17 protein-coding genes and 1 pseudogene are annotated in these 10,174 nt (G+C 33.9%); 10 read left to right on the forward strand and 8 right to left on the reverse strand.

The genetic code is table 11. The annotated features are described in order from the left end of the window. Nucleotides 1-238 (forward strand): YodN-related protein (locus KI356_RS23930; RefSeq protein WP_498066722.1); only part of this gene is annotated, 238 nt, incomplete at its 5' end. A 4-nt stretch (nucleotides 239-242) separates the two neighbouring features. On the opposite strand, the gene KI356_RS23935 is transcribed toward KI356_RS23930, so the two are convergent. Then, nucleotides 243-398: a DUF3930 family protein gene (locus KI356_RS23935; protein WP_128279948.1), complete on the reverse strand. Its 156-nt coding sequence runs from the start codon at nucleotides 396-398 to the stop codon at nucleotides 243-245. Nucleotides 399-547: 149 nt separating this feature from the next. On the opposite strand from KI356_RS23935, the gene KI356_RS23940 reads away from it, so the two are divergent. The 5 genes from KI356_RS23940 to KI356_RS23960 all read left to right on the forward strand — a co-directional run bounded on the left by KI356_RS23940 (nucleotide 548) and on the right by KI356_RS23960 (nucleotide 3,288). Then, the gene (locus tag KI356_RS23940) at nucleotides 548-727 is read left to right on the forward strand and encodes a YozD family protein (protein ID WP_002012644.1); all 180 of its coding nucleotides are present in this window, start codon (nucleotides 548-550) and stop codon (nucleotides 725-727) included. A 110-nt stretch (nucleotides 728-837) separates the two neighbouring features. Further along, a complete protein-coding gene (locus KI356_RS23945) occupies nucleotides 838-1,017 on the forward strand; it encodes a hypothetical protein (protein ID WP_128279949.1) in 180 nt (59 codons plus the stop codon). Continuing rightward, nucleotides 1,017-1,838 (forward strand): serine/threonine protein kinase, encoded by an 822-nt coding sequence (locus KI356_RS23950; RefSeq protein ID WP_212936666.1) that lies wholly within the window; start codon nucleotides 1,017-1,019, stop codon nucleotides 1,836-1,838. The genes KI356_RS23945 and KI356_RS23950 overlap by 1 nt, the downstream gene beginning before the upstream one ends. Further along, on the forward strand, nucleotides 1,820-2,575 hold the full coding sequence (locus tag KI356_RS23955; RefSeq protein WP_212936667.1) for a sporulation protein: 756 nt from the start codon (nucleotides 1,820-1,822) through the stop codon (nucleotides 2,573-2,575). The genes KI356_RS23950 and KI356_RS23955 overlap by 19 nt, the downstream gene beginning before the upstream one ends. Nucleotides 2,576-2,652: 77 nt before the next feature. After that, on the forward strand, nucleotides 2,653-3,288 hold the full coding sequence (locus KI356_RS23960) for a phosphatase PAP2 family protein (protein ID WP_002148169.1): 636 nt from the start codon (nucleotides 2,653-2,655) through the stop codon (nucleotides 3,286-3,288). Here KI356_RS23960 and KI356_RS23965 read toward each other — a convergent pair. The 3 genes from KI356_RS23965 to KI356_RS23975 form a co-directional block, all read right to left on the reverse strand. Beyond that, on the reverse strand, nucleotides 3,278-4,159 hold the full coding sequence (locus KI356_RS23965; protein WP_128279952.1) for a cation diffusion facilitator family transporter: 882 nt from the start codon (nucleotides 4,157-4,159) through the stop codon (nucleotides 3,278-3,280). The two genes, KI356_RS23960 and KI356_RS23965, sit on opposite strands and share 11 nt — an antisense overlap. A gap of 426 nt (nucleotides 4,160-4,585) precedes the next feature. Continuing rightward, complete coding sequence (locus KI356_RS23970) at nucleotides 4,586-4,900, reverse strand: thioredoxin family protein (protein ID WP_212936668.1); 315 nt, start codon at nucleotides 4,898-4,900, stop codon at nucleotides 4,586-4,588. Between the two features lie 112 nt (nucleotides 4,901-5,012). Beyond that, on the reverse strand, nucleotides 5,013-5,468 hold the full coding sequence (locus tag KI356_RS23975; protein WP_238486228.1) for a site-specific integrase: 456 nt from the start codon (nucleotides 5,466-5,468) through the stop codon (nucleotides 5,013-5,015). Here KI356_RS23975 and KI356_RS23980 point away from each other — a divergent pair. Together KI356_RS23980 and KI356_RS23990 are read left to right on the forward strand one after the other, a co-directional pair. Next, nucleotides 5,450-5,680, forward strand: a pseudogene (locus KI356_RS23980) (recombinase RecT); the annotation flags it as partial. The gene KI356_RS23975 and the pseudogene KI356_RS23980 sit on opposite strands and share 19 nt — an antisense overlap. A gap of 301 nt (nucleotides 5,681-5,981) precedes the next feature. Then, nucleotides 5,982-6,122, forward strand: a complete 141-nt coding sequence (locus KI356_RS23990; RefSeq protein ID WP_238486230.1) for a hypothetical protein — start codon at nucleotides 5,982-5,984, stop codon at nucleotides 6,120-6,122. A gap of 306 nt (nucleotides 6,123-6,428) precedes the next feature. Here KI356_RS23990 and KI356_RS23995 read toward each other — a convergent pair whose 3' ends face one another. Further along, entirely contained in the window at nucleotides 6,429-6,905 is a 477-nt protein-coding gene (locus tag KI356_RS23995; protein WP_212936669.1) for a hypothetical protein, read from the reverse strand. A 259-nt stretch (nucleotides 6,906-7,164) separates the two neighbouring features. Here KI356_RS23995 and KI356_RS24000 point away from each other — a divergent pair, with 259 nt between their 5' ends. After that, nucleotides 7,165-7,338, forward strand: a complete 174-nt coding sequence (locus KI356_RS24000) for a hypothetical protein (protein ID WP_212936670.1) — start codon at nucleotides 7,165-7,167, stop codon at nucleotides 7,336-7,338. A 264-nt stretch (nucleotides 7,339-7,602) separates the two neighbouring features. Here the strand turns inward: KI356_RS24000 and KI356_RS24005 are convergent, their stop codons facing one another. The 3 genes from KI356_RS24005 to KI356_RS24015 all read right to left on the reverse strand — a co-directional run bounded on the left by KI356_RS24005 (nucleotide 7,603) and on the right by KI356_RS24015 (nucleotide 9,439). Then, a complete protein-coding gene (locus KI356_RS24005) occupies nucleotides 7,603-7,899 on the reverse strand; it encodes a hypothetical protein (protein ID WP_212936671.1) in 297 nt (98 codons plus the stop codon). A 155-nt stretch (nucleotides 7,900-8,054) separates the two neighbouring features. Then, nucleotides 8,055-8,483 (reverse strand): ImmA/IrrE family metallo-endopeptidase, encoded by a 429-nt coding sequence (locus KI356_RS24010; RefSeq protein WP_212936672.1) that lies wholly within the window; start codon nucleotides 8,481-8,483, stop codon nucleotides 8,055-8,057. Between the two features lie 347 nt (nucleotides 8,484-8,830). Continuing rightward, on the reverse strand, nucleotides 8,831-9,439 hold the full coding sequence (locus KI356_RS24015) for a hypothetical protein (protein ID WP_212936673.1): 609 nt from the start codon (nucleotides 9,437-9,439) through the stop codon (nucleotides 8,831-8,833). A gap of 239 nt (nucleotides 9,440-9,678) precedes the next feature. Here KI356_RS24015 and KI356_RS28315 point away from each other — a divergent pair, with 239 nt between their 5' ends. Continuing rightward, the gene (locus KI356_RS28315; RefSeq protein ID WP_238486229.1) at nucleotides 9,679-9,837 is read left to right on the forward strand and encodes a hypothetical protein; all 159 of its coding nucleotides are present in this window, start codon (nucleotides 9,679-9,681) and stop codon (nucleotides 9,835-9,837) included. Nucleotides 9,838-10,174 lie beyond the last annotated feature (337 nt).

Below are 10,174 nucleotides of genomic sequence, written 5' to 3' on the forward strand. Positions count from 1 at the left end.
TTTGAAGAAAATGAAACAAGATAAAGCTGGTATGAATAAATTGGATTTAGGAAAATTGAAGTCGATTAACAATTCGAAAAAAGTAAGTGTAAAGACGAATCGCCAAGAAATTATTGATGGGTTATTAGATATTTATAATGATTATCATTTATTATTCGATACATTTAAAGATGAAGAATATAAAATTGTTATGGATGTTGTTCAAAATTATTTAGTTAAATTGACAGAGAAAAAATAGTTAACTAGAAAGAGAGAATAAATTGAACAACAACATATGCAGTATAAGGTATGCCTACAATTACTAAAAAAATAAAAAGCCATTTAATAAGAGAGTCTGCCCATTGATCTTCATGCATGAACTCTTCTTTTGTTTGCTCTACTTCGTATTGGTATTCCATTATTATTTCCCCCTTTGGATAGCTTGTACTAACATCGTATGCCCTTTGCCTACATGATATGACTTATAAAAAAGAAAAAACTATTTTTCTAATCTCATATACATAATTTTGAGATTTTTTCATAAAACAGAAATAAAGGAGTGATGCTCATGAAGGAAATTGAAGTCGTAATTGACACGGAAGAGATTGCGGAGTTTTTTTATGAGCGACTAATTGAAAGAGGGTACGTTCCAAAAAGAGAAGAAATTGAGGACCTGGCAGATATTACATTTGAGTATTTATTAGAGAAATGCATGATTGATGAAGTTTTTGATGAAGAGGAAGATTGAAAGTAACGGCGGGCTTAACTCGTCGTTTTTTACTCTTTACAAACTTGTCACAAATATAGACAAGAATTGTTGGTATAATTAAAAGAAAATTTTATACAAGAGGTGAAGGGATGTTCAAAAAAATTATTGATTCTTTATTAGGAAAGAAAAAATACCGTTCGTATTCGAGTAGTGATTATCGCCGTAGAGGGCGCTCTTATTCAAGTAGCGACTATAAACGACGTTCGTCTTATGGGCATCAGCATTATAAAAGAAAACGTAAAAGCCGTAGCTTCTTTTCAAGTAGCTGATGAAATGGCGTCGTATACTAGCTTTATTTGATAGACCACTGCGAAAAAATACAATCGTTGCAGAGCGTTATAACATTGAATCAGTAATTGGAATGGGCAGCTATGGGGTTACATATGTCGTTAATGATTTACAAATAAATAAATATAAAGTCTTAAAACAATTAAGACAAAGTAAACAAAGATATGAATCTGGTAGAAAATCATTTGAGCAAGAGAAAGTGATTTTACAAACACTAAATCATACGTCAATTCCTAGTCTACATGATCATTTCATATGGGAGAAAAAGAACTTTCTTGTGATGGAGTATATGCCGGGTGAAAATTTCGAAGATTATATTTTCTTAGGTGGGCAAGTATATGGTGAACGTGAAGTTTTTGGGATTTTATATGAAGTACTAGGAATTGTTTCGTATTTTCATAATAAAGGTATTATTCACCGAGATTTACGTATTCCAAACATATTAATGAAAGAAACTCAGATTAGTATTATCGATTTTGGATTGGCTAAATTTAAAGGGGAAGATGATGAGCGTGCTACTATTTATGAAGGTGAACAAGCTTTAATGCGAGAAGTTCACTTTCGTAGTGATTTTTATGCGCTCGGTCATTTTGCATTATTTTTATTATATGCTGGTTATGAATCGACTGAAAAAAAGGAAAAACCTTGGTATGAAGAGTTAGTGTTGGAAGAATATAATCGCGACATGCTAATGCGAATGTTACAAATGAAAGTGCCATACTATGAGAATGTACAAGATTTGAAAAAAGATGTAGCTTACGCTTTAGAAAGGATGGAGACTCCATGTTTCAAAAGTTTTTAGCAAGCGTTGGTATTGGTAATGCAAAAGTAGATACTGTTCTTGAAAGAGATAAGTATATAGTTGGAGAAGAGATAGTAGGGAAGGTTCATATAACTGGGGGTTCAGTTAGCCAACAAATTGAAAGCATTTACTTAACATTGTCGACGTCATATGTAAGAGAAGTAGATGATAAAAAAGTAACGGCAACGTATGATTTAGAGCGAGTTCGTTTAACAGATCCATTTTCTGTAGAGCCAAATGAAAAAATGGAAATTCCATTTTCGTTTTTAATGCCAATTGAAGCACCACTAACACTTGGAATGAAAACGGTTTGGGTTCATACAGGCCTTGATATTAAACGTAGTATTGATCCAAGTGACCGTGATTATATTCAAGTGTTGCCGAATGCACTATTGAACAGTGTATTAAATAGTGTAAATCAATTAGGTTTTAAAGCGCGTCATATAGAATGCGAAGAATTACCGTATCGATTACGTAAGCAAGTTCCATTCGCGCAAGAATTTGAATTTATTCCAGTTTCCGGAGAGTATTATGGGAAATTAGATGAATTAGAATTATTAATTTTGCCAAGTGCCCACGACCGATTAGAAATTATTATGGAAGTAGATAGAAAATCACGTGGATTGGCTGGTTTATTCGCAGAAGCTCTTGATCTTGATGAGAAGGTTATTCGCTTTACAGTAACAAGCGAAGATATCCCGGCGATGCAGCAAAAAATTAATAATTATATTTTTTAATAAACTATGCATAAAAAAGAAATGGAGAGGAAAACTAAAACAACCGCTCCATTTTTTTGCATAGTGAGGTTATGTATGTGAAACGATATCGACATTTATACTTGTTAAGTTGTACACTACTCATTTGTTTTGTCGCACTATCACTTTCGTATCATACCGCTTGTATTGAAAAATTTGATAATGTAGTCGCACACTTTATTCAAAGTTTCCGAAACGATTATTTGACAACCTATTTTACTTGGGTATCCTTTATCGGTTCAAAAAGAATATATTTCCCGTTACTCATTATACTTGTAATGTATTTTCTTCTTAGAAAAAAAATATTAAGTGCATTACTTCTAACAATTAATTATTACGGATCACGTTATTTGAACAGTATGCTCAAACTATGGTATGAACGGGCACGACCTGATGTGACGCAGCTTGTTACAGCAACTGGCTATAGCTTTCCGAGCGGTCATACGATGAATGCTACTGCTTTTTTAGGATTTATTGCATACGTCACAATTACAGAAGATCGTATTTCATTGCATAAAAAGTTGCTGATTATTTTTATAGCAAGCTTTGTTGTATTATCTATTTCAGTTAGCCGAATTTATCTTGGCGTGCACTATCCATCTGACATATTAGCCGGATGGGCAGCGGGCGGTAGCTGGCTCGTTTTATGTGTTATATTTCATAAGGCGTTCATTAAAAAAGAACCTATGTCATAATAGGTTCTTTTTCCATTGGTTCAACATGAATGTGTGCATGATATATGCCAAACTTTTTCCGAAGCATAGCTTCGATGTTGTCAGTAATACAATGACTTTCACCAACATCCATACGAGCATCTACTTCGATTGTAATATCGACGTACGTTTGATTCCCGTACATACGCGCTCTAATATCTACGATGTTTTCCACGCCACCAATATGTTCAATTGCATCAGCGTACTCTTCCATCTTATCTGGATCGATTCCATCCGTTAGCATATGAGAAGCTTCTACGAAAATTTCCCATGCAGTTTTACAAATAATAAGGCCGACAATTAAAGCGGCAATAGGATCTAAAATAGGCATTTGGAACTGTGAACCGACAATACCTACTACTGTACCAATACTTACGAGAGCATCTGATAAATTATCCTTTGCAGCGGCTTCTAATGACTTACTCTTTGTTTGAATCGCAATCTTTTTCGTATATTTATATACGAAATACATTACGACGGCAGAAAATAAAGCAACCCAAGCAGCGAGTATATTAGGCGCTGCTTGTTTCGGATTTAAAAACGATTGAATTGCACTAACCACAACTTCTAATCCGACCGTTGCCATAATAAAAGAAGCAACAAGTGATGCGATTTGTTCTGCACGCGAATGCCCATATGGATGGTCTGGGTCACGAGGCTTACGAGAAATTTTTAGGCCAATTAATATTGCTAAAGAAGCACCAATATCCGTTAAGTTATTCAATCCATCAGCACGTAATGCGCTAGAGAGGGCGATATAACTGATGATGATTTTCAAAGAGGATAAAAATATGTAGGCCATAATGCTGACAATAGCACCTTTATCAGCTTCTTTATGAGAAAGAGAATCCATTTTAATCACTCACCTTCCTATAAGGAATTTCTTTCTATACATAGAGTATCAAACGAAACTCGTGTGGGTCTATACAAACATTGTTGACGTTTTATAGCTTTTTAAGAAGGGGATAACAAAGTTTCGTTAAGGAAAAAAATGTTGAAAAGTACAAAGCGGAAAGTCGTTAAACAATTAATGATGATTATGGCATAGGAGAAGGTGGCGAAAATAATGATTCGCATAATTCCTTTCATATATATTTTTCACAAAATGATCGTTTGTAATTCCTTGTGGGACTTATATATAAGGAATGATAAAAAAATTCTTGGATAAGAAGAGGAAAAAAGCATTATTATGTTCAATGGCATAAAGAAACGAATACAAAGAACATTTTGAAAACAAATTAAAAAACCTCTGAAAAATTATCAGAGGTTTTTTCGTTTTTTAGTATGCTTCTAAAAACTCAGTAACTTGCTCTTCAGTTTTTGCATTCGCACTATGTAAGTGACCTAACTTTTCACCATTTTGATATACAAGTAGGCTTGGAATACCCATTACTTGATACTCTTCAGCAATACTTGGGAACTCATCTTTATTAATAGAATACCATTCAAACTTATTGAACTCTTCCATTACATCTCCGATAAAGTTGTCCATACGCACGCAATCCGGGCACCATGTAGTAAAGAACTTAACAACTACTGGCTCCTCACTTGCGATGATGTCTTTGAATTCATTGTCAGACTTGATTTCTCTCATGTTTTGTTGCTCCTTTTTCACTTATAATATTTAGAGTTATTGAGGCGGTGTTTTTGCCTAGAAACGAAAACTTCTAACGAGAGTTTTTCTTTCCGAATAATTCGTTTGGAAATTAATCCACCGCAGTTTCCTGAAGTCCTGGTACACCATGTGAGTAGGTGTCCAGTGTGATACCTACTCTTTTATGTCCTAATCGTTCACTGACAATCTTCGGATGAATACCTTGTTTCAACATTAATGTTGCATGGGTATGCCTTAGATCATGGAAACGAATATCAGGAACCCCACTTTTCTTTATAAGCTTTTTCCAGAGCTGTGTCAAACTTCTGAAATTGCATGGGTTACCATTATAGGTTGGGCAAACCAAATCATAATTATTATATCCATCGCCATAACGTGCTTTTTCTTCATTTATCTTCTGAAGATGTTCTTGAAGAGCCAGTAAAGTAATTTCAGGCAGAACAATTAATCTTTTTCCTGAAGATGTTTTAGGTTCATGAAATTCTTTGGTGATATGAGAGAGGGAACGGTTAACTGATAAAGTTCTTCTCTCAAAATCAATGGGCAAGTGACTATGACGAAATGGCGAAGAAAACAGTGGTTCGTTACATGTTTAAATACTTACCAATCAGTCTTGAAGTTCAGTCACAAGCGCAGCATGACGAAGTGGTTCGCAAAGATATCACGGAAGAACCAGTATTCATTGAAGTAGATCCAATTGAAGTAGAACACTCAACTGAAGGTAACGGACAAGCTGAATTTGTGATTGAAGGTGAGTAATACATTAAAGGTGCTTCTCTCTCGCAAGTTGTGGGAGAGAGCACAATCAACAGATGAATTAAAACAGTTGATTGCACGTTATATACAAATTGGTTATCCAGGTTATCGGATAGAGAAAGTCATTAAGGAAAATGAGTTTTACATCGCGATTTGCATAAGGGGGTAGATGGGATGGCAACTTTTAGAGTTAGTAAGGATAAAAATTATACAACCATCAATAATACAGGTCTTCGTGATGATCGTTTAAATTGGAAAACGAAAAGATATACCCATTGGGCTTACTCCGGAGCGTGTACGCGAATTGAATCAACAAGGCATCCCAGATAAAGATATTAGCATTATGTATGATTGTAGCCTCTCTTATGTAGGGGAAATGAAACAACAATGGAAGCAAGCTGGTGTTTGGAAAGGACCAACTATTTGTAGTTTAAACAAGCATTAATTAATTATACAAACAAAAAAAGAGCACTTTGTATAGGTGACATGATAGGGCGTGCGTAATGATCAAGATAATTACTTGCCTTTATTTATATGTTTTAAATAAAGGCCCTTTTCGTATAGATTGTTGTTTTTTTTGCGATGAAAATAAGACCTTAGATTAAATCCAGGTCTTAAGTATTTATGAAAGCTTTCTTCGTATGGCGCTATTAATCTTCAACACGATTTCCAAGTCCAAACAATAACCTAAATAAATGCACAAGGTAGAATCCGAAAATCAGCTTTATAAATATAAATATTTACTAAAATTCTATTTTTTGTGCATATTACCATTTAGAATATTCTTGCATTTTCTAATATTTCGTTTGATTTGCTGATTTTCAAAAAAATAAACCTCTGTACCTGCCCAAATAAAAACCCAACACACAATGCTTAATACTCCTGCAACATAGGCATGAGTGCTTGAAAGTTTCAAGAATATTAACCCAACAATAATACCAAGCACAAACAAAACAATAGCCTTTTTGACATTTCTCGCATATGTATATTCCTCTTCGTTCAAGAGGTTAGAAAAAGTGTTAAATGTGGCAGTCTTCAATGACTTTTCGTCAAAATCATTCTGACCTGAAAAAAATATTTCTACTTCTTTTCTTTTGCCACTGTGCAGCTTTGACAAAATAAAATCTTCAAGGTCAGAGCTTAGGTGAACATCATCTGAGCTATAATATCTTGAAAACGGAGTATCAGTTTCATCTAAATAAATATTTATACTTAATTCATCTTTCATGTTAACCCTCCTTTAAATCCAATTTACTAGTTGAAAGTCAACCTTTTATCAGTATGGTCAAGATAGCAACAATTCTTACGAAAACAGCGTAAATAAAAAAACAGAACAGAATCCTTATTTAAACATAAAAGAGCGCTTTCCAATGCGCTCTCTGACCAAAATTAATATTGAAAAAGAATACCACATGTTATCGTATATATGCTTCTTAGGGTTGTGTGGATTTAATACAAAATCGTTATTTGAGAAGGAAGAGAACTAAATGGAAAAATTGATCTATGATTTTGAGTTAATGATACAAGATGGTGATTTGAAAGTAGGAGATGAAATTTACGCTCCTAATGATAGAAAAGCGGAAGTACTATCAATTAAATCAATTAAAATCTTGGGTTGGAAAGTAAAGATTAAAGGAAAAGACAGGTTAAAAAGGCTATAACAAAAACGCTATTTGAATAAAGGTTAGTGAACCAGTTTTTAACACTCACTGAAATTAAGAATCATAACATACTTTGCAATAACTTATGTAGAGGTTTAAAGTACATTACTGATTCAGAGGGAGGATGGTAATTATGTTGTGTTATTCAAAAGAATCACAGGAACCAGGTACAGGATGGAAAGCGATCTCTGATCCAGGAACGGGGATTTGAAAGATTAAAAAGCACAGTGACAATCAGCACTGTGCTTTTTTGTTTACAGGTATCTATTTTTCAAGTTTATCAAGTAACCAATCTTGAACTTCGTCTTTCAAATCTAATCCCACAGTTATAACTCCTAATACAACACCCTTACCTATAATGTTAAGATCTACGCTCACGGACGGTTTTAAAGTGTTGATGGAATATGTAACGGTATCAATGTGGCGAACAGGGATACGAACCATATTGATAAGCCCTTTGCTCTGTAAATAACCGCTTTCTGTAATTTCAATTACGTTATCTTTCCAAGAAAAACAGTTATCTGTAATAGTTTTTGGATTCTTTGTACCGAAAAGTCCCATATCATTTCCCCCGATTATCTATTGGTATACATTTTTTTTTCGAAAAAACATAGCAAATATACTTTATCTTATTTGTATGCCTTTGTCGAATGAAATGGAAAAGAGAGTAGAAGGTCCTCTTATCTTATTTAAAGTTCTTCTTCGGATATAATAATTTATGCTAACCGCTCCTGCAATTGAATTCTATTGTGAATTTGTGCAATATGTTTTTTATATAATTTAGGAGTTACTTGAAACATCTTGGACATATCATCAATAACATCTTTTTCGGAAGGGATATAAGGTAACATATGCGTGGGGATTGCTGCATGCCTGGTAAAACGTACCGCATCCGACTCTTGCAACTCACGAAAAGCAGGTGGCATTATTCCTTGCACACCAGCATGACGAAGAACATGGCAAAGATCATGGAAGAATACTTCACGTTGCTGTTCTTGAGATAGGCGTGTGTCGAGAACAAACAACCTAATAAAATCATTCGCTATGTAGTATGAATCAATATTTTCTCTTAAAAGCACGATATTGCATTTGTATGCTATTTTATCAATATATAAATCACTTGGTGATAATTGGACTTTGTACATGGATTAAGGGAGCTCGACTGACCAGAAGAGAACTTGCAGCACTATATCGAGCGAAAGAAAAACATGATGTGGAATGCGAAAGGGATTGTAAAAATATTAACGGAATCATTCAGCGTTTAAGAAGTCAGTGGGTCGATGCAAGCGTTGTAGAAAAGCTCATTACATTACTCTTTCAGAGGAGGTGAGTTAGGATGTTGAAATGGAGAAAGAAACTATTTTCGAAAAAACGCCCACCTGCATTGTTTGTGAGGAACAAGAAGGTGAGCTTCAATTAAACGAAACGGATTTGTGAAAATTGTGCCCAAATTATGCATGAACAATGTATTGAAAGAGATGACTAGTACCCTTTACATCTTATTCCATATATAACAAAGCTGGTTAGCTTCTGATTCAAGTGCTATTAAATGATCATTATTAATAGAGTTATTCGTATACATTCTGTTCTTTTGGATGTTAAGGACCGTATAATTCACATCGTTATGTTCATTTGAAAATGTTGATTCATTTAATAATGTCAGTGTTGAGTTGATGTTGTATTTATCAATTCGCTCTTTTTTCCCTTTGAAAAACAGTTTGATAAGATGCGGCTCATCATTAATGAGCAAACCGAGTTCAGGTGATGAGCGGACGATTAAACCATCTGATATCCAATGTGATTTACCTGGATCGAACCAAGAGACGTCTTTGTTTTTAATAAATTTTTTGTACTGCTTTATAACATCAATGTAGTTTTGCTTTTTCTTCTGATCAACCGTTTGTACTAATGTTTCAAAACATTCAAAAGGTAGTTCGTTTTGATGAAATTTAATAACAGTGTCTCGTAATTGTTTCCAGTAATCAAAGGCTGGTTGATATTCAGGTTGAGATTTTAGATTTTTTACAAAGTTTGTTTTAGCTGCACTACTTTTCAGTGTGAAGTCTAGAAATTGTGTAAGTCCTACTTTAATTTCTGCCATATTACACCCCCTTTCCAAACATTATTAATTCGATTAAGAGAAAACGAAAGCATAGGAGAATTCTTACTTAGCAGAAGATCGGATCAGATGCTTTGTAAAATCGCAAATGAAGATGTAGTTGATATTGAAGGAACCATTAAATATCTTAAAGAGAATTTAGTTTACGATTGTAGAGAAGGGCGCTTTACAGACGAGGATACAAGGCAGAATGGAAACTCATTGAGGAATTACAAGTAGATTTGGACGAGTACTCAAATGACGTAGCATTTCAATATTGGTACGACAAAACAAAGATACAATTCGATGATGGTTTTTATCAATATAAGTATCCAAGTGCAGCTGTTCGATTCTCAAATGAAACGTTTGTGAGATTCCAAGAGAAATTGAAGGCAGAATGATTATCAGCGTCTTTATAACAAAATAGCTATTTAAATAAAAAAGTCATTTTCAATGACTTTAAAAATCTGGTAAATATCGGAAAAATAGGATAATAACACAAGAATGCAGCCTATAACAGTTATGGATATAACTTTAATTAAATCTTTTTACACCGCTTTTTCCAAATAAAAACACCCCCCGTATTATTTATATTTAATACTATCACTATTTATGAATTATTTGGATTTAATTGTATTTTAAAACTACAATTGAATGCAGCGAGGAAGAGCTCGGTATCGTTGTTTGTAAGTGGCAGTTAATTTATTTAGAGAAAACTAAACAAAATCGTTATTTGAA

The sequence above is a fragment of the Bacillus hominis genome (genome assembly GCF_018332515.1).
GTDB classification, from domain to species: Bacteria; Bacillota; Bacilli; order Bacillales; family Bacillaceae_G; genus Bacillus_A; species Bacillus_A hominis.

Bases quoted from the DNA above. Each gene is read 5' to 3' on its own strand.
- KI356_RS23995 (WP_212936669.1), bottom strand. From the start codon at position 6,905: ATGAAAGATGAATTAAGTATAAATATTTATTTAGATGAAACTGATACT.
- KI356_RS23945 (WP_128279949.1), top strand. From the start codon at position 838: ATGTTCAAAAAAATTATTGATTCTTTATTAGGAAAGAAAAAATACCGT.
- KI356_RS24005 (WP_212936671.1), bottom strand. From the start codon at position 7,899: ATGGGACTTTTCGGTACAAAGAATCCAAAAACTATTACAGATAACTGT.
- KI356_RS23950 (WP_212936666.1), top strand. From the start codon at position 1,017: ATGAAATGGCGTCGTATACTAGCTTTATTTGATAGACCACTGCGAAAA.
- KI356_RS23970 (WP_212936668.1), bottom strand. From the start codon at position 4,900: ATGAGAGAAATCAAGTCTGACAATGAATTCAAAGACATCATCGCAAGT.
- KI356_RS24010 (WP_212936672.1), bottom strand. From the start codon at position 8,483: ATGTACAAAGTCCAATTATCACCAAGTGATTTATATATTGATAAAATA.
- KI356_RS24015 (WP_212936673.1), bottom strand. From the start codon at position 9,439: ATGGCAGAAATTAAAGTAGGACTTACACAATTTCTAGACTTCACACTG.
- KI356_RS24000 (WP_212936670.1), top strand. From the start codon at position 7,165: ATGGAAAAATTGATCTATGATTTTGAGTTAATGATACAAGATGGTGAT.
- KI356_RS23940 (WP_002012644.1), top strand. From the start codon at position 548: ATGAAGGAAATTGAAGTCGTAATTGACACGGAAGAGATTGCGGAGTTT.
- KI356_RS23955 (WP_212936667.1), top strand. From the start codon at position 1,820: ATGTTTCAAAAGTTTTTAGCAAGCGTTGGTATTGGTAATGCAAAAGTA.
- KI356_RS23965 (WP_128279952.1), bottom strand. From the start codon at position 4,159: ATGGATTCTCTTTCTCATAAAGAAGCTGATAAAGGTGCTATTGTCAGC.
- KI356_RS23935 (WP_128279948.1), bottom strand. From the start codon at position 398: ATGGAATACCAATACGAAGTAGAGCAAACAAAAGAAGAGTTCATGCAT.